At 44.8% G+C, this 17,592-nt stretch carries 15 protein-coding genes; 5 read left to right on the top strand and 10 right to left on the bottom strand.

The annotated features are described in order from the left end of the window. Nucleotides 1-74: 74 nt before the first annotated feature. The 3 genes from IEV39_RS09825 to pncA form a co-directional block, all read right to left on the bottom strand. Nucleotides 75-713 carry a YitT family protein gene (locus IEV39_RS09825; protein WP_005282267.1) on the bottom strand — a complete coding sequence of 213 codons (639 nt, stop codon included), beginning with the start codon at nucleotides 711-713 and terminating at the stop codon, nucleotides 75-77. Between the two features lie 203 nt (nucleotides 714-916). Continuing rightward, a complete protein-coding gene (locus tag IEV39_RS09820) occupies nucleotides 917-1,381 on the bottom strand; it encodes an Lrp/AsnC family transcriptional regulator (RefSeq protein WP_005282264.1) in 465 nt (154 codons plus the stop codon). An 86-nt stretch (nucleotides 1,382-1,467) separates the two neighbouring features. Then, on the bottom strand, nucleotides 1,468-2,106 hold the full coding sequence (pncA, locus tag IEV39_RS09815; RefSeq protein ID WP_032883127.1) for a bifunctional nicotinamidase/pyrazinamidase: 639 nt from the start codon (nucleotides 2,104-2,106) through the stop codon (nucleotides 1,468-1,470). Nucleotides 2,107-2,398: 292 nt separating this feature from the next. Here pncA and dapA point away from each other — a divergent pair, with 292 nt between their 5' ends. The 4 genes from dapA to IEV39_RS09795 all read left to right on the top strand — a co-directional run bounded on the left by dapA (nucleotide 2,399) and on the right by IEV39_RS09795 (nucleotide 7,318). Further along, nucleotides 2,399-3,292: a 4-hydroxy-tetrahydrodipicolinate synthase gene (gene dapA / locus IEV39_RS09810; RefSeq protein ID WP_005282259.1), complete on the top strand. Its 894-nt coding sequence runs from the start codon at nucleotides 2,399-2,401 to the stop codon at nucleotides 3,290-3,292. A 15-nt stretch (nucleotides 3,293-3,307) separates the two neighbouring features. Then, nucleotides 3,308-3,913 (top strand): hypothetical protein, encoded by a 606-nt coding sequence (locus IEV39_RS09805; protein WP_005228071.1) that lies wholly within the window; start codon nucleotides 3,308-3,310, stop codon nucleotides 3,911-3,913. Nucleotides 3,914-3,948: 35 nt separating this feature from the next. Beyond that, entirely contained in the window at nucleotides 3,949-4,668 is a 720-nt protein-coding gene (gene purC / locus IEV39_RS09800) for a phosphoribosylaminoimidazolesuccinocarboxamide synthase (protein ID WP_005228073.1), read from the top strand. A gap of 241 nt (nucleotides 4,669-4,909) precedes the next feature. After that, on the top strand, nucleotides 4,910-7,318 hold the full coding sequence (locus IEV39_RS09795) for a TonB-dependent receptor plug domain-containing protein (RefSeq protein ID WP_005282255.1): 2,409 nt from the start codon (nucleotides 4,910-4,912) through the stop codon (nucleotides 7,316-7,318). A 40-nt stretch (nucleotides 7,319-7,358) separates the two neighbouring features. Here IEV39_RS09795 and IEV39_RS09790 read toward each other — a convergent pair whose 3' ends face one another. The 7 genes from IEV39_RS09790 to IEV39_RS09760 form a co-directional block, all read right to left on the bottom strand. Next, nucleotides 7,359-9,098, bottom strand: a complete 1,740-nt coding sequence (locus tag IEV39_RS09790) for an amidohydrolase (protein WP_005282253.1) — start codon at nucleotides 9,096-9,098, stop codon at nucleotides 7,359-7,361. A 141-nt stretch (nucleotides 9,099-9,239) separates the two neighbouring features. Beyond that, nucleotides 9,240-10,358 carry an acyltransferase family protein gene (locus tag IEV39_RS09785; protein ID WP_005282250.1) on the bottom strand — a complete coding sequence of 373 codons (1,119 nt, stop codon included), beginning with the start codon at nucleotides 10,356-10,358 and terminating at the stop codon, nucleotides 9,240-9,242. A gap of 143 nt (nucleotides 10,359-10,501) precedes the next feature. After that, nucleotides 10,502-12,760 carry an ATP-binding cassette domain-containing protein gene (locus IEV39_RS09780; RefSeq protein ID WP_005282248.1) on the bottom strand — a complete coding sequence of 753 codons (2,259 nt, stop codon included), beginning with the start codon at nucleotides 12,758-12,760 and terminating at the stop codon, nucleotides 10,502-10,504. A 147-nt stretch (nucleotides 12,761-12,907) separates the two neighbouring features. Beyond that, nucleotides 12,908-14,182 carry a replication-associated recombination protein A gene (locus tag IEV39_RS09775; protein ID WP_126687574.1) on the bottom strand — a complete coding sequence of 425 codons (1,275 nt, stop codon included), beginning with the start codon at nucleotides 14,180-14,182 and terminating at the stop codon, nucleotides 12,908-12,910. A gap of 83 nt (nucleotides 14,183-14,265) precedes the next feature. Further along, nucleotides 14,266-15,453: a class C beta-lactamase gene (gene ampC / locus IEV39_RS09770; RefSeq protein WP_005282242.1), complete on the bottom strand. Its 1,188-nt coding sequence runs from the start codon at nucleotides 15,451-15,453 to the stop codon at nucleotides 14,266-14,268. Nucleotides 15,454-15,478: 25 nt separating this feature from the next. Then, complete coding sequence (locus IEV39_RS09765) at nucleotides 15,479-16,642, bottom strand: PQQ-dependent sugar dehydrogenase (protein WP_005282239.1); 1,164 nt, start codon at nucleotides 16,640-16,642, stop codon at nucleotides 15,479-15,481. 110 nt (nucleotides 16,643-16,752) lie between these two features. After that, nucleotides 16,753-17,205, bottom strand: a complete 453-nt coding sequence (locus IEV39_RS09760; protein ID WP_005282236.1) for a YcgN family cysteine cluster protein — start codon at nucleotides 17,203-17,205, stop codon at nucleotides 16,753-16,755. A gap of 185 nt (nucleotides 17,206-17,390) precedes the next feature. Between IEV39_RS09760 and IEV39_RS09755 the strand changes: the two genes are divergently transcribed. Continuing rightward, nucleotides 17,391-17,549, top strand: coding sequence for a DUF1328 domain-containing protein (locus IEV39_RS09755; RefSeq protein ID WP_004776391.1), 159 nt, complete (start codon nucleotides 17,391-17,393; stop codon nucleotides 17,547-17,549). The last annotated feature ends 43 nt before the right edge of the window (nucleotides 17,550-17,592 follow it).

Here is a 17,592-nt window from a genome sequence, read left to right as displayed (position 1 = left end):
GAGAAGAAGGGTTCGCCCTTCTTCTCTGCTTTTACAGTTTATTAATTGAGATAAAACAATAATTTAAAATAATTTTATGCAATATAGCGTGTGGTTTTATGATTCAGCAAAATAATCGAATTAAGAATAACCACGCCCATAATAGAAACCAGAATCAACTTCCAGTCGACGAACAGCAGCGACGTGAGCAAAATTGCCAGATCAATTCCCAACTGTACCTTACCCGCTGGAATATTGAAGCGTTCCTGTAAATATAAAGCCAGTAAATTGATACCGCCTAAACTGGAACGATGTCTAAATAAAATCAGGAAACTCACCCCCATCAAGACATTGGCAAAAATCGCCGCATAAATCGGATGAACATCAGAGAGATGAAAAAATTGCGGAATGAGGGCAGTAAACCCGGCCAGCAAGGCAACAGCGATAAAGGTTTTTACCACCAATGCCATCCCCATTTTCTTATAGGCAAAATAATAGAACGGGATATTGATAAAGAAGAATAAAATACCAAATTTGATGTCGGTAATATAATGCAGTAGCAAAGACAGTCCTGCTGTACCACCCGTCATAATGCCGGCTTGCTGTAATAAGGTCATGGCAAAAGAAAGGATAAATGTTCCCGTCAACAGTGCCAACGCATCTTCAATTTTGGAATGTTGGTCAATAATAGGCACGACTGGACTGACCAGAGATACATTTTGCTCGGTATTCATAAAGATACAACTCAATCACGGAACAGCAGAAGGGAGAGATGCCTTTCAAAGAAAGGGCGGCATATTTGATCATTTTTATTCTAAATACGCAATTTATTCTTATATTTTTGCCATAAATGCAATTTATATTCAAAATAAGCCATTCGGTATAAACAGCCTATTTGCAATCAGCGCTTGTTCCCCGTTCATGGGAAATCCGTTTTTTATTTAATCGCGATCCCGTTTTCCTTGAGCTTTTCCAAAACAATTGAAGTATTCAGATTGCTGACGCCAAAAGTTTGGGAAGAAAGAATACCGATCAATTTGACCATTTCATCCAGATTTTTCACCGCAACTTTCAGGGCAAAGTCATAACTTCCGGTCAGTTTATGAATGTCTTTCACTGCCGGTTCATTCAGAAGAAATTCCACAAAACGATCGTGGGTCGCATCATGATAATTCTGTAATTTCACTTCAATAATGCCCATGATTGGCGCAGGATCAGCGCTCAATGCAATTTGCGCATAATAGCCGGTAATGATTTTTTTCTGTTCCAGCTGCACACGACGGCGTGAACATTGCGAGGTTGACAAACCCACCAGTTCAGCCAGTTCCTGATTGGCCAAACGTCCGTTCATTTGTAAATGATGAATAATTTTCTGATCAAAATCATCGAGTTCGACTTTCATAAAATGCTCAATTCTGCCTTAAGTTATGATTTAGCGGATGCTGATCCATCATTTTCCAGCAGTTTAACGCCTTTCGCTCAGACAGCTCAAGCTGATGCCAAAATCGCACCCGACTGAATACGCTGTACGCCCTGTGCCAACATACTCTGCCATGCACTCTGCAATGAACCATTCAAATCTATGGCTTTACAGGCATCCTCAATCACATAGGTTGTAAAACCCATCTGTACGGCATCCAGTGCTGTCCATGCCACACAAAAATCAGTGGCAATTCCCACAATATAGACTGTATCAATTTGATGTTCTTTTAAATAGCCGTTGAGACCGGTCGGTGTTTTACGATCTGCCTCCATAAAAGCAGAATAACTGTCAATCTCGGGGTGAAAACCTTTACGGATAATCAACTGCGCCGTTGGAATATCCAGCGCCGGATGAAATTCGGCATCCGCTGTGCCCTGCACACAATGCTTGGGCCACAATACTTGCGTTCCATAAGGCAGCTCAATGGTTTCAAAAGGCGCTTTATTTTCATGATTATCGGCAAAGGAAATATGCTGTTCTGGATGCCAGTCTTGGGTCAGCACCACCATTTCAAACTGTCGCGCCAGCTGATTAATGAGTGGAATAATCTGATCGGCATCCGTGACTGCTAAGTTTCCACCCGGGGTAAACCCGTTTTGTACATCCACAACAATGAGTGCGCTGTGTTTCACATGTGTATGCATATTGTGATTCATTCTGGATTGCTGGCTCCTTTCTAACATACGCTGCTCTGTATCGTCTGGCTACTTTCAACTGAACTTTTCTTAACATGAAAATTATTCAGGTAAAAGTTGAATTAAAGTTTTCGGCTGTTTGACTAAAGCATATTGTTCTTATGCCGCTGATCAGTCATAATTTGCATAATTGTCATTCAATCGAATTCATTATTGGACGACGAATCAAAATACTGCAACCATCCACTATTTCGTTTCAACTAATTCAATCTCGGATGGGAAAATAGGATAGTTTTTTAAAATGACTCAGCTAGCACAGAATATTCAAGGCTCAATTGTCGCACTCGTCACCCCTATGTTTGAAGATGGTCGCGTAGATTGGAAGAGCCTGGAGAAGCTCGTTGAGTGGCACATCCAACAAGGTACACATAGTATTGTTGCTGTTGGCACAACGGGCGAAGCCTCAACATTAAGCATGGAAGAGCATACACAAGTCATCAAAGAAGTGATCCGTGTAGCCAATAAACGCATCCCGATTATTGCGGGTACCGGTGCAAACTCCACACGCGAAGCAATTGAGCTGACCAAAGCAGCAAAAGAACTCGGTGCAGATGCAGCCTTACTCGTTACGCCATATTATAATAAACCTACCCAAGAAGGCTTATATCAACATTATAAAGCAATTGCTGAAGCAGTTGATATTCCACAAATTCTTTATAATGTTCCAGGTCGTACTGGCGTAGATATGCAAAACGAGACTGTTATTCGTCTTGCTGATATTCAAAACATTGTTGGGATTAAAGATGCAACCGGCGATGTACCCCGCGGTCAAGCCCTCATCGAAGGTTTAAAAGGTAAAATCGCAGTCTACTCAGGTGATGATGAAACGGCTTGGGAACTGATCTTGCGTGGTGCGAAAGGTAATATTTCGGTGACGGCCAATGTCGCACCCAAACAAATGAGCGAAGTTTGTGAAGCTGCATTAGCGGGCGATCAAGCCAAAGCACAAAGTCTGAATCAGCAAATTGCAAATCTACACAATATTTTGTTTTGCGAATCAAACCCAATTCCTGTGAAATGGGCGTTGCATGAGATGGGATATATCAGTACAGGTTTACGCCTGCCATTAACCGCTCTAGCAGAACAATATCGTGAACCTCTCCGCACAGATTTGAAAACTGCGGGAATTATTTAATACGAGCAATTTATGATGCAATTACGTCTTGGTGTTGTCCTAGTCATTTCAGCTTTAAGTTTGGCTGGTTGTGGTCGTTTTGCCCTCAATAATCATTCTTTAGATTATAAAAAAGCGCAAGCGCTTGAACCACTCAAGTTCCCTGAGAATGCAACGGTAAGACCATTTACGCCATTGTATCCGGCACCAACGGTTGACCCGCTTGCGATTGAACATGCGCCGACATTTGAAAACAAGACTGGCAACCGTTATGCACTTCCTCGCCCAGAGTCAGTGCAAACTGCACCTAGCAACACAACTGAAGCGACAGCAACCAGCCTGGGTCGCCCACAACTGGTGATGGACGGAAATAAAAATCCATTGCTGAAAGTGGATGGTCCGACTGCAACGGCTTGGCAATATACCTTTGCAACTGTGAGCAGCCTCAACTACAAGGTCATCTCTCAGGCAGATCATGGCTATGAAGCAACCATTCAAGTCGGTGAGCAAAACTATCTACTCAAGCTTACGGCTGTTGGCTCAAGCAATACCATTGCATTGTTCAAACTTGATACAACCTTTGCAGACCCTGCGGTTGCAACGGAAGTATTAGCCCAGATTTACCAAAACTGGCCAGCCTAGTCGTTTACTAGGCATTTTTTTCAAAAGGTTCCCTCATGTTAAAACAAACCTTGCTCTATACTGGTAAAGCTAAATCTGTATATGAAACAGATAACGCTGATCACCTGATTTTAGTCTTCCGTGATGATGCCTCGGCATTCAATGGCGAAAAAATCGAGCAACTCGATCGTAAGGGCAAGGTCAACAACCGTTTTAACGCCTTCATCATGGATAAACTGGCTGAAGCAGGTATTGAAACGCATTTTGAAAAATTGCTTTCTCCAACTGAAGTATTGGTTAAAAAACTTCAGATGATCCCGGTGGAATGCGTTATTCGTAACTATGCTGCTGGTTCACTTTGCCGTCGTTTAGGCGTTGAAGAAGGCAAGGAACTCACTCCGCCAACATTTGAATTATTCTTTAAAGATGATGCGCTTGGCGATCCAATGGTGAACGAATCTCAAGCAATTGCTTTAGGTTGGGCGACTGCTGAACAGCTTGAAAAAATGAAAGAACTCACTTACCAGGTCAATGATGTACTTAAAGCATTATTCGATGCAGGTAATATGATTCTGGTCGATTTTAAACTTGAATTCGGCGTGTTCCACGACCGTATCGTATTGGGTGATGAATTCTCTCCAGACGGTTGCCGTTTATGGGATAAAGATACCAAGAAAAAACTGGATAAAGACCGTTTCCGCCAAGGTTTAGGTGGTGTGGTCGAAGCCTATGAAGAAGTTGCAGCACGTTTAGGCATTAAGCTAGATGATATCTAAGCCTGGCTAAGCAATTCCTTCTAAAAAAACCAGTCCATTCGGGCTGGTTTTTTTTATTGCCTATTCAAAAATGAGCAACTTCATTTTAAAAATCAATACTATATAAATCATTAACTTAAAATTCATAGCGATTGCTTTGCGAGTTTTGTTCTAACCTTATGTTTTTATATTGTTTTTGAATTTTTTTTGATCCTCCTACCATGTTCACAAATGTTTACAGAACTTGGGGCAGAACACAAAAATGCATTCTCCTATTTTAAGAAATTTTCCTTTAAGTCTGAGTGCGAGCCTGATTTTGCTTGCACTATATAGCACGGTGCACGCAGCCGAGAACCCTCCGAATGATCCAGAACAGGTCAAAACCCTCGCCACCGTTGTCGTCACAGGAACCCGTGCTAACAATCGCTCGCAAACAGAGTCTTTACAACCAATCGATGTAATTAGTGCCAAAGAACTGACTGAACGGACAGGTTCCAACGAGTTGGGGACTGCACTCTCTCGAATTATTCCCTCGATTAATTTTCCACGTCCAACCGTGGTAGATGGCACTGAACTGGTTCGTCCTGCCCAATTGAAAGGGCTGGCACCTGATCAGGTGCTGGTTCTGGTGAATGGCAAACGGCGCCATACAGGTGCTTTTATTAACCTTGGCGGTACCATTGGTCGTGGCTCTGCCCCAACCGATTTAAATGCAATTCCGATCTCCGCGATTAGCCGTGTCGAAGTCCTGCGTGAAGGTGCATCAGCTCGCTATGGTTCCGATGCGATTGCTGGGGTGATTAATATTATTTTGAAATCCAATCCCAAACATGGCGAAGCGGGGATTAAATACGGCATTTATAACAAAGGCGATGGTGAACAAAAGCAATCCTTTGTTTCAGGTGGCACCAAACTGAAGAATTATGGTTATGCAATCTTTTCAGGGGAATGGCAGGATAGCCAAGCCACCAATCGTGCTGGCCTTGACCTGCGTGATCCCAAATCAACCACCTATGGGCAGCGTACGTTCCGTTTTGGGGATCCTGATTCCGATGAGGTCAAAGTAGCCGTCAATCTGGGTTATGATCTCAGCGATCAAACTGAACTGTATTCCTTTGCAACCTATAGCCACCGTAATGCAGAGACCGCTGGATTCTATCGCTTAAGCAATGCCTCCAATAATATTCCTGCCCTTTATCCAAACGGCTATCTACCCATTATTCAGGGCCAACTTGATGACTTTGCTGCGGTTGCAGGGATCAAAGGCGATTGGTCTGCATGGCATTATGATGCCTCGGTGAATTATGGTTCGAATCGTTATGATGTCGATACCAAAACCATCAATGTCGATCTTTATAAAGACACTGCTGCCACACCTTTTGGCTTCCAAAATGGTACGCTGAAAAATGCTCAGACGGTCGTGAATGTTGATCTTTCCCGTGAGTTTAATGTGGCCGCACTCGCCAGCCCGTTGAATGTTGCCTTTGGTACGCAATATCTAAATCAGAAATATCAGATCCAAGCTGGTGATCCAGCTTCCTATTATAAAAGTGGTTCTTCTGGACTAGCAGGCTTCCGTGCTGCCGATGCAGGTGAATGGTCTCGCGACAGTTATGCAGCTTATCTGGACCTGGAGGCCAACTTAACTGAGAAACTGTCTGCCTCTACAGCCTATCGCCATGAATATTACAATGATTTTGGTCATACCGATAATGCGTCATTGTCTTTGCGTTATGCCATTCATCCTGCGCTTGCACTACGCGGTAGCGCCTCTACAGGTTTCCGCGCGCCAAGTCTGGCTCAACAATATTTTGCACAGACCTCCTCACAACTGGTCAATGGTCAATTTGCTGAAGCAGGAACCTTCCCTACAAGCGCAAATGTTGCTCAACTGCTTGGCGCGGAACAACTTAAACCTGAGAAGTCGAAAAACTATAGCGTAGGATTGGTATTCACACCTACCGATCATTTGTATGTGACCCTGGATGCCTATCAGATCGATATTGATAACCGGATCAGCCTGTCTTCCAATATCAATGCCAGCAGCGCGACCGTGCGCCAATACCTGAACTCAAAAGGCATCACCGACACCAACTTCAGTACCATTCGTTATTTCAACAATGCCAGCGATACCCGCACGCGTGGTGTTGACTTAGTTGCCACCTATAAATGGACAGATTTACCTTATGGCCAACTGAATAGCTCACTGGCCTACAATTACAATAAGAATAAAGTGACCCATGTGGATGGTAATCCCGCTATTTTAGATGCCCTAGGTATCAACCTCACGCGTCTGGATCGTCGAGAGCAATACGGTTTATTGGCTGGCAGTACCCCTGAACATAAATTCAGCTTAGCCAATGACTATACACTTGGCAACTTCACGGTGAATACCAATCTCACCCGCTATGGCAGCTTTAAAACCTTTAGTAATTCTGGCGAAGCCAAAGACCAAAAATTCTCAGCCAAATGGTTACTGGATTTAGCGTTGTCTTATCGATATCAAAACTGGAACTTCACTGTCGGTGGCGACAATATTACCGATGTTTATCCTGATCGAGATGTCTACGATATCAACCAACCGACTGGCGGCAGCTTGCCTTATAGCCAGTTCTCGCCTTTTGGCTTTAATGGCGCGTTCTATTACGGCAAGATCAATTATCGTTGGTAATGAAGCAAAAACCGGGCCTTCTGCCCGGTTCTTTATAGCCCTAATTTGTTGAATCCTGATAAATCAGTTTGCCTTCTTTATAGGTTGCTAGCACTTTAATGTTTTTAATCTCTCGATTCGGGACAGTCAACGGGTTCTGATTTAGAATCACCAGATCTGCTAGTTTACCCTGGACTAATGTTCCTTTCTGCTGCTCTTCAAAATATTGATAGGCAGCCCAGTCTGTCATGGACTTTAATGCCAGATAAGGGCTAATGCGCTCATCTGCACCCAAGACATAATTACTCCGTGTGACTCGGTTTACGGTCGCATCGAGCATCATCATACTGCTCGGGGGTACCACAGGTGCATCATGATGTTGGGTAAAGATCAGATGCTTTTTTAAAGCCGTTGCGGTTGGCGAAATATGGGCAGCTCGAGTTTCGCCTAAGGTTTGCTGACGATGCCAGTCTCCCCAGTAAAAAGTATGTAGCGAGAAGAAGGAAGGAATAATGTCTAAGGCCTTAAGCTGATCCAGCTGATCATCACGGATGGTTTGCGAATGGATCAGTACACTGCGCCGATCTGCTGGTCCTTGTTTCACAGTCGCATCTTTTACCGCTGCAATAAACTGGTCAATTGCTGCATCACCATTGGCATGCGCAAGGACTTGCCAGCCTTGTTTAAAGGCTAAATTGATATAATCCTTCACCTGTTGATCATTGCTGATTGCCGGATAGCCTTTATAGCTTTTATCCTTGCCTTCAGGCGGCACGACATAGGGTTGTGTCAGCCAGGCGGTTTTGCCCTGAGGTGAACCATCCAGACTGATTTTCACTCCACCAATACGGAAATGCTGATCATAGTGATGGCTGCTGCCCTGTTTGAGCATATAGTCCTCACTGGTGGTAATATCCGGATAAGACACCACATCTATTGGCAGTCGATTCTGCTTGGCTAGAGCGTGCCACATTTCCGTGGTGCCCTGATCTGCCCGTCCTTCCTGCACGGTGGTAAAACCATTTTTCACATAGGCATCTATGCCTTTTTCTGCAATCTGGAACATTACCGCAGGAGGCACATCTTTAAAAATTGAGCCAATGGCGCTAAATAAAGCGGATTCTTCTAACACGCCATTTGGAACATTTGAATGGGCTTCACGGCGAATCACCCCACCCGCAGGATTCGGCGTATTCTGATCAATCTTCAGCAATTCAAGGGCTTTATGATTTACAGAGGCCAGATGTCCAGATTGATGCAGAATCATCACCGGCTGCTCGGTTGAGACGCGATCGAGATCGGCTGCGGTCGGATGACGCTGCTCGGCCAGTTGTGCGTCATCGTAGCCATTCCCCAAAATCCAGCCACCCATGGTTTTAATCACAGCTGGATTCTGGGCTTTCCATTGATTCAACACATTGACCAGTGAATTGATATCCGAGACCTGACCATCAGGTTGCGGATATAGATTGGCGACCATCTGGTGGAAACCCACCATATTCACATGGCTATGCGCATCAATAAAGCTGGGCAATAAAGTTTTATTTTTAAGATCAATGGTTTGAACGGTTTTATCCGCCAAGCGTTCAGCCTGCTGCTTTGCACCCACAAAACGGATTTTTCCATCTTTCACTAACAGCGCTTCTGCATATTCAGGTGTATTGCCCGACATGGTTAGAATCGGCCCACCATAAAACAGTTTTTCGCTGGAACTGACGGGGATGGATGACGTTGCACAGCCTGATAGAACAATTAAAAAAGAAGTGACCCATGCAAATTGACGTAGATGGTTACGGTTCATATTTTTAAACCCATATTTTTATTATGCCTTTTCTGATTAAAACTGATTCTGGGCCGAATAGAAAGCATTCACTGATTATTTTTGTAATGTTTGTTCAACTTTTTAAGCGCTACAGCACAGAATCTGATCTTATCCTAAAGACTAAAATAATTTCGCCAGTTTGTTCGATAGCTTAATCGCGGCATCATCAATATAACGGCTATATAACTGCGCCAAAACGATACTGACCAACATCGTAAATAGACTCGCTAGCAATCCTGCATTGAAATAGGACAATGCCAGCTGCACATGCAAAAGATTAAAGAATGGAATCCCCATAGCATACAGGATCGCCAAATGAATCAGATAAATCGAAAAAGACACTTTTCCCAGAAACACCAAGGCACGTCGATCAAAACACTGGGCCAGCCATTTGCCTTTTAACACGGCATACACAACCAGAAAGCCACCAAGAAAATTCAGATAATCGTAGGTCTGTTCGCCCAGAAATGACCTAAACAACTGATAGCTCAAGCTACTATTATGTGCCCCACAAAAATACAATCCTAATAAGAACAACAGTATAGATATAGCGGTGCTTAACTCTGCCGCGTACAGAAATAGCCCCATTCCCAAAATAAAGCTGAGTATGCCAAGCAATACGGTTTGCGAAATCATGGAAGCGGCTGCAACACTGAGGAGCAAAAAGAGGCCAGATAAAATCGGCTGTTTGCCATATAGGAAACTGGCCAGATAAATCACCATTGAGCCAAGCAATTCAATTTGCATGGTCCACAACACCCAGTTGTAGCTTGAATCTCCAAACAGAAATGCACCGATACTGCCCTCATAAAGTGCCGTGGTCAGTTGGGGATGAGGATTGGCTAAAGCAGCCCCCCATTCTGAAACATGCGAGACATCCACAGGTACAAAACAGACCAGATAAGCCACAATACAAGAGACAAAGGCTGGAATCGCCAAACGCGGATAACGCTTGATCAGTGACTTTTTCAGCTGAATGGCGGTATTCTGTTTTTTAAAACTGGACAAGGCCAAGACAAAGCCGCTTAAGACAAAGAAGACAAAAACCGCACCGGTGCCTGAATAAAAGAAGGCCAAGGGAGAATGATGTAATTGTGCAAAAACAGGATATCCGGGAACCTTGCTCCAGCCAAAATTATGCATTTGGGGAAAGAAGGTTAAAGACAAATGTGACAACACAACGGCGAGACATGCCAAGCCCCGGATACTTTCCGCTGCATTAATTTTGTTTGTGGTCATGCTGAAGCTTGATCATCCTTGATAAGCGGGGATGATGCGACCTTTTATCCAGAGTGTCTAGTGGCCGCTTACAAAAATATCATGCTCGATACCAAGTCATGACATGAGCCTGACTTGCTGGTAGACCCTGCCATCTTTTTCTATTAGCGATTTAAATAATCTCTTAAATAATGCGCCGTATAAGATTCGGTATGTTCTAATAACTGGCTCACAGGACCGGCAAACATCAGTTCTCCACCCTGTTCACCTGCCAGTGGCCCAATATCAATAATCCAGTCTGCCTGAGTCATGATTTCCAGATTATGCTCAATCACGATAACTGTGTTGCCCTGATCAACGATGCGATTTAGCAGCTGGATCAGTTTAACCGTATCAGACGGATGTAAACCTGTACTCGGCTCGTCCAGTACAAAAATATTATCGGTCTGGTTAAGCTCACGGCTGAGTTTCAGGCGTTGCCGCTCGCCACCGGAAAAGCTATTCAGGCGTTGCCCGATGGCAATATAATCCAGTCCTAAATCCATCAAGGTCCTGAATTGTTGCTTTAATTTGGCTTCTTCAAAAAATTCATACGCCTCTGTCACCGTCATTTTTAAAGCATCGGCAATGTTCTTGTCTTTATAAAGATAGTTGAGGACCTGCGCTGCATAGCCTGAGCCATGACAGACCTCACAGACCATTTCGACATCATCCAGAAAGGCCAGCTCAATTTTCTCAATCCCTGAACCTTTACACTGGGGACAGGCCCCTTCACTGTTAAAACTAAACAGTTTCGCGCTGACCTTATTCTGTTGCGCATATAACTGACGAATGCTGTCCAGCAGGTCCAGATAAGTCAGTAAATTTGACCGGATCGTTGCAGTTATGGCGGATTGATCAATGATTTTGACTTCCGGATATTGTTGCGGTAATACTTTGCTCATCAGTGTACTTTTACCTGAGCCCGCAACGCCCGTTACCACGGTCAGACAATGCTTGGGAATATCGACACGAATATTCTTCAGGTTAAAGAGCCGCGCATTTTTTATGGTCATTTTTTCCGGACTGCTGCGTGGGACCTGTTTATAGTGATTGGATCGCTGGAAAAACTGTCCGGTTAAACCCGAGGAGCTTTTCAGATCGGCAAAACTGCCCTGATAAAGCACTTCACCTCCGTTTTTTCCGGAAAAAGGTCCCATATCAATCACATGATCCGCAATCCGGATCAGGTCTGGGTCATGTTCCACCAACAGCACACTATTGCCCTTGTCCCTGATTTTTTGAATGATCTGGATAATATTTTCCAGGTCTTTAGGATGCAGGCCGATACTGGGTTCATCGAAAATATAGAGCAGATCGACCAGACTATTGCCTAGATGCTTGACCATTTTGATCCGTTGCGACTCGCCACCCGATAAAGTATTACTGACCCGATCTAGCGTTAGATAACTCAGCCCAACCAGATTTAGATAATGCAGTTTATTACGAATTTCATGTAATACCGTCTCCAGCTTTTCATTCTCGATCGAATCGATAAAATTCAGTAACTTAACCACCGACAAGGCGGTGCAGTTGGAAATATTTTTACCCTGTATTTTACAGCTCAGCGAAGTCTGATTCAGACGTTGTCCCTGACAGAGACTGCATTTTTTGACAATAATGACCTTGTCCAGAATATGGCGATAACGGTTACGCTCTTGGGCTTCGCCTTTTAGAAAATTGCGCTCAAACCGTGGGATCAGACCTTCATATAAGGCGGTTTTTCTCCAGTCTTGGCGAGGATGGCGCGGTTTATGCTGCGCTGCATGTAAGAAAAGCTCCCACTCTTCCGCATCATAATCTTTAAGCTTTTTATCCAGATCAAAATAGCCCGAGTCGGCATAACGGGTCCAGCGCCAGGCATGTGGCTGATAGGTCGGAAAGTCGATGGGGCCTTCATTCAGTGATTTGTCCAGATCCAGAATTTTATAGATATCAATGGTCTGTTCCAGACCAATCCCCTCACATTGCGGGCACATGCCATTGGGATGATTGAACGAAAAAACATGCGAATAGCCCACAAAAGGCTCACCCATGCGTGAAAACAACAACCTTAAATTGGCATATATATCGGTAATGGTGGCGATGGTCGAGCGGATATTTCCGGTTAAGGGCTTCTGGTTGATGATCACGGGAACATTCAGATTTTCAATTTTATCGACATCCGCCACCCCAAAATGCTGCAAGCGATTGCGCACAAAACTGTCCTGTGTTTCATTGATTTGGCGTTGTGCTTCGGCGCCAATGGTTTCAAAAACCAGTGAAGATTTACCAGAACCTGAAACACCCGTGAACACAACGATTTTGTTTTTGGGAATTTTCAATGAAATATTTTTAAGATTATTTTGCCGCGCGCCGTAAATATTGATTGTTCTGCTACTCATCTGCCGTCTCGCTATGTTCTTTAAAACCACGATAAGCCAAAAAGAATGTGAGAGATGTAGCGGTTTTTATGAATAAATGAAATTGATGTAATGTGGCACTGGATCGCCAAAGCTGTGACCATCCAGCGCTATAAAACTAGAAATAATTTATTGTTGCTGATCTTGCTGCTGCCAACGGCGCTGTTGTAAACGCTCGCCTTCAACTTCACGCTTATTCAGGGCACGCTCATACAGCTTGGTACCGCGTAGCTCAGGTGGCAAATATTCCTGTAATACAAAATGTTCAGGATAATTATGTGGGTAGAGATAATCGACGCCATAGCCCTGCTGTTTCATCAACTTGGTCGGTGCATTGCGCAGATGCAAAGGCACAGGCAGGTTCGCCGTTTTTTCTGCCAGCTCCAAGGCACGGTTAATCGCCAGATAGGTACTATTACTTTTCGGACTGGTCGCCAGATAAACAGCGCATTGGCCCAAAATAATCCGTGCTTCTGGCATGCCCACCGCCTGTACTGAACGGAAACATTCACCCGCCAGCAACAAGGCATTGGGATTAGAGTTACCAATATCTTCCGATGCGGCAATCAACATACGACGTGCGATAAACACCGGATCTTCACCGCCTTTCAGCATGCGTGCCATCCAGTACAACGTTGCATCCGGATCACTCCCGCGAATGGATTTGATAAATGCCGACACCAGATCGTAATGCTGCTCACCGGATTTGTCATAGCGGGCAATATTTTGCTGCGCCACTTTGACCACAATCGCATTGGTGACCATATTTTCCACGTCAGGCTCAAAAGTACTGGCGATCAGGTCAATCAGATTCAGTGCCTTGCGCGCGTCACCCGCTGCAAATTGAATCAATGCATCATATTCTTCGATATGAATAAAACGTTCTTTTAAAAACTTATCCGTTTGAATCGCTTTATTCAGCAAGGTTTGAATCGCGTCTGCATCCAGACTGTTCAGGGTATAGACCTGACAGCGCGACAGCAACGCACTGTTTACTTCGAAGGAAGGATTCTCCGTGGTCGCGCCAATCAAGGTGATTTTGCCTTTCTCAACCGCATTGAGTAAGGCATCTTGCTGCGACTTGTTGAAGCGATGTATTTCGTCAATAAACACCACAGGCGTCAACAGATCACCGCTTTCGGCAATCACTTCCCGAAGCTCTTTTACGCCCGTATTCAGCGCAGATAGACTCACAAAAGGACGGTCCACCGCTTGCGCCAGTAATAATGCGATCGTGGTTTTTCCTACCCCAGGCGGTCCCCAGAAGATAATCGAAGGCAAATGCCCCTGATCAATCATTTGACGTAAAGGGGCGTTGTCGCCCAGTAAATGATCCTGCCCGATAATTTCTGACAAATCACGAGGACGTAAACGTTCAGGTAAAGGAATATGCGTATCTGACATCATCAATGGCTTTATGCTGTTTTATCCTAGTCTATTGTGTCTGACACAAATCTACAATTTGAATCTGCACTCACTGCGTCATTCTATTGCGCACTGTTGTGCTGAAGCAGTTGCTGGATCACGTGGTAGCTGGCTTTAATCCGTTCTTCATTGGGGAAATTGGTATTGGCCAACATCACGATGCCGATCTTTTGTTGTGGAATAAAGGCGGCATAGGCACCAAATCCATTGGTCGCACCGGTTTTATTGAAGAAGGTCGCTGCTGGGGCAATTTTTGGCTGCGCGATGGGAGTCACCGCATGGCTTTCTAAGGCCATTTTGCTGGAGTTACCCTGTAACAGGGTTTCCAATTTCGCCGGATAGGCATATTGCTCCCAACCCAGACCCTGTGTCATCGCGCCGACTTTGAAGTAGCCGACATGGGTATTTTCAATGGCTTTCCGCAGTGGCTGCTGCAACTGTTGCGGATTGATTTGTGCATCCAGAAATTTCAGCATGTCCGCGCTGCTACTTTTCACACCATAGGCTTCAGCATCAAACATTCCAGGCGAGACACGCATGGCCTGATCCGCCTTATACCCCCATGCATAGTTCGACATTTGCTGCTCAGGCACCTGAATGAAACTTTGTTTCAGGCCTAACTGAGGGAAAAGTGTTTTTTCCAGCAATTCGGTATAGGGCTTTTTCATTGCCAAGGCCGTGACATAGCCCATCAAGCCGATACTTGGGTTGGAATATTGACGCGCCGCGCCAACGGTGGTCTTCGGCTGCCATACCTGAAAATACTTGATCATCTCCTGTTGCTGAACCACCTCATCCGGGAACTGCAACGGAAAACCGCCCGCAGTATAAGTGCCCAGATTCAATAAAGTGGCACGATTCACCGCACTATTTTTCAATTCAGGGAAATATTTGGCAGGATGATCAGACCAGGAAAGTTTGCCTTGTGCCTGTGCATAGCCTGCCAAGGTTGCATTAAAAGTCTTACTCACCGAGCCAAGTTCAAATAAGGTACTGTTGCGGATGGGTTGCTGGCTCTGTTTGGAAGCCACGCCATAATTGACAAAATAATGTTGTCCATTCAGGGTGATCCCAACTGCCATTCCCGGGATTTTGTATTGCTGTAAAAGCGGTTTAAATTGCTGATCAACGATCGCCTGAACCTGCTGCTCGGATAACTGTTGTGCCCAAAGCGGCGCGCTGCCAGATAGAAGTCCAGCAAGTACAAGCAATTGTTTTACACGTCCAGAGAGACATTTTGAATTTAGCATGGATCATTTCACTTTAAGTTAATCGTTAAGAAGCGCTGAGTTTAAGTAACTTGGCCTGTGGACCATCTTCAATGACCCAGATCGAACCATCTTGAGCCTGATGCAAACCACGAATCCGCTGTTTCATCTCCAGTCGCTGAATCTCTTGCATCGGTTGAGCTTTCAGGTCCACCACCACAATCGCTTTGGAAGATAATCCACCGATAAGTGCCTTATGTTGCCATAAGGGGAACTGCTGACCTGAATAAATGATCAGGCTGGACGGTGAAATCACGGGTGTCCAGTCAATTGCCGGAGCTTTAAACTCGGGACGAGTGCTGTGGTCAGGAATTGGCAAACCAGAATAATGATCGCCATTGGAGACTTTCGGATATCCATAGTTGGCCCCTTTCAGGATCAGATTCAGCTCATCACCACCTTTAGGTCCCATTTCGACCACCCAGAGTTGTCCGTTTTCATCAAAGGCCATGCCGAGTGGATTCCGATGACCCAGTGACCAGATTTCTGCCGTGACGCCACCTTGCTGCTGAAATGGATTACCAGCCACAGGGGTGCCATCATCGTTCAGGCGCAACACTTTACCGAGATTAGTTTTTAGATCCTGAGCTGGATCAAACTTTTGTCGCTCCCCTGAACTGACCCACAACTTTCCATCCGAACCAAACAGCATCCGATGGCCATAGTGCCCTTGTCCCGAAACCTTCGGTACTTGCTGCCAGATGGTTTTTACCTGGGTCAGTTTAGGTTGCTGCGGGTTGGATAAATCCAGTTCGGCACGTGCAATCTCCGCGCCGTATCCACCTTGTCCCTTGCTGGCATAACTCAAATAGAGCCAGTGATTTTTCTGAAAATCGGGATGCAATATCACATCGCCAAGACCACCCTGCCCGCCATAACTCACCGCCGGAACACCTGAAACATTCAGGCTGGTCTTGGTTTTCGGATCAAATAATTTTAGTTGTCCTTTGCGCTCGGTAATCAGCAAACGCTGATCAGGCAAACTGGCGATTGCCCAAGGCTCATTAAATGAAGCCACCGTCTCAGTGCGGTATCTCTGCTGTGCGGTAGTGGACGAGGTCTGCTGCTCAGCATTTTGATCAGGGATTTTGGAATTGGTATTGTTGGGGCCACAGGCCAACAAAAATAAAAAGCTGCTACATATCAAAGGTGTTATCAATACTTTATTCATTGCTTATCTCCCTCGTTATAGGACTCATCTTACGGAGATATGCCCATCAAAATACTGTAAAAATGTTGTTTTATGCAAAGCAGATTTTGAACATGGGGTTCAATATACCGTTAGCGCACCCAACGCACGATATAGTCTTCGATCTGCTCTTCATCGATCTCGCTTTCGGAGATACAACGTCCCGCGGCAGATTTCTTGGCCCGTATCACGCTTTGACGCGAACCGGTATTTAAATAATGCCAGGAGGGCAAATTCTTGCCTTCACTCAAGCGACGGTAGGCACAGCTCGGCGGTAACCATGAAATCGTGGTGAGCCGCTCTGGGGTAAGCTGGATACAATCCGGTACTTGCTGCTGACGGTTAGGATAATCCGAGCAACGCGCGGTTTTACAGTCCAGTAACTTGCATGACACTTTGGTATAGGCAACTTCGGCAGTCTCTTCATCTTCCAGTTTGACCAGACAGCATAAACCACAGCCATCACACAATGCTTCCCATTCCGCCTGATTAAGCTGATCAAGCGAATATTGTTTCCAGAAGTTAGGGCGCAGTTCGACGGACATACCAGTTGTTTCTATTTCAAGCGAGTTTATGATTATAGCATTGCTACCCCATCTCTTTCTTTCAATCTGTTTTTTTCACTTAACATTTCTTTAAGTATTAAACATTTGAACCACAGAAACACCACATTTTGTTCAAAAAACCCACGCTATATTAGATTCATAACGAAAAATTAGGAGAACACGACATGTTCCGTTGGGCCATTATTTTTGCTGTAATCGCACTCATTGCCAGCTTATTAGGTTTTGGTGGTGTTGCCGGTTTATCGAAAGATTTCGCTGTAATCTTGCTGGTTGTAGCGGTGATTCTAGCCATTGTCGGCTTTATATCACGAGGTAAAGTCTAAGGATTTAACCCCTAAAATAAAAAAGAAGAATCTCCGTATTCTT

It is taken from the genome of Acinetobacter courvalinii, from assembly GCF_014635545.1.
In the GTDB taxonomy this organism is placed as follows: Bacteria; Pseudomonadota; Gammaproteobacteria; order Pseudomonadales; family Moraxellaceae; genus Acinetobacter; species Acinetobacter courvalinii.
This window is presented reverse-complemented; position numbering and strand designations above follow the sequence as displayed.

Excerpts from the sequence above, each read along its gene's own strand:
- IEV39_RS09765 (WP_005282239.1), bottom strand. The coding sequence starts at position 16,642 with ATGAATAAAGTATTGATAACACCTTTGATATGTAGCAGCTTTTTATTT.
- ampC (WP_005282242.1), bottom strand. The coding sequence starts at position 15,453 with ATGCTAAATTCAAAATGTCTCTCTGGACGTGTAAAACAATTGCTTGTA.
- pncA (WP_032883127.1), bottom strand. The coding sequence starts at position 2,106 with ATGCATACACATGTGAAACACAGCGCACTCATTGTTGTGGATGTACAA.
- IEV39_RS09760 (WP_005282236.1), bottom strand. The coding sequence starts at position 17,205 with ATGTCCGTCGAACTGCGCCCTAACTTCTGGAAACAATATTCGCTTGAT.
- IEV39_RS09780 (WP_005282248.1), bottom strand. The coding sequence starts at position 12,760 with ATGAGTAGCAGAACAATCAATATTTACGGCGCGCGGCAAAATAATCTT.
- purC (WP_005228073.1), top strand. The coding sequence starts at position 3,949 with ATGTTAAAACAAACCTTGCTCTATACTGGTAAAGCTAAATCTGTATAT.
- IEV39_RS09775 (WP_126687574.1), bottom strand. The coding sequence starts at position 14,182 with ATGTCAGATACGCATATTCCTTTACCTGAACGTTTACGTCCTCGTGAT.
- IEV39_RS09825 (WP_005282267.1), bottom strand. The coding sequence starts at position 713 with ATGAATACCGAGCAAAATGTATCTCTGGTCAGTCCAGTCGTGCCTATT.
- dapA (WP_005282259.1), top strand. The coding sequence starts at position 2,399 with ATGACTCAGCTAGCACAGAATATTCAAGGCTCAATTGTCGCACTCGTC.
- IEV39_RS09795 (WP_005282255.1), top strand. The coding sequence starts at position 4,910 with ATGCATTCTCCTATTTTAAGAAATTTTCCTTTAAGTCTGAGTGCGAGC.
- IEV39_RS09805 (WP_005228071.1), top strand. The coding sequence starts at position 3,308 with ATGCAATTACGTCTTGGTGTTGTCCTAGTCATTTCAGCTTTAAGTTTG.
- IEV39_RS09820 (WP_005282264.1), bottom strand. The coding sequence starts at position 1,381 with ATGAAAGTCGAACTCGATGATTTTGATCAGAAAATTATTCATCATTTA.
- IEV39_RS09755 (WP_004776391.1), top strand. The coding sequence starts at position 17,391 with ATGTTCCGTTGGGCCATTATTTTTGCTGTAATCGCACTCATTGCCAGC.
- IEV39_RS09785 (WP_005282250.1), bottom strand. The coding sequence starts at position 10,358 with ATGACCACAAACAAAATTAATGCAGCGGAAAGTATCCGGGGCTTGGCA.
- IEV39_RS09790 (WP_005282253.1), bottom strand. The coding sequence starts at position 9,098 with ATGAACCGTAACCATCTACGTCAATTTGCATGGGTCACTTCTTTTTTA.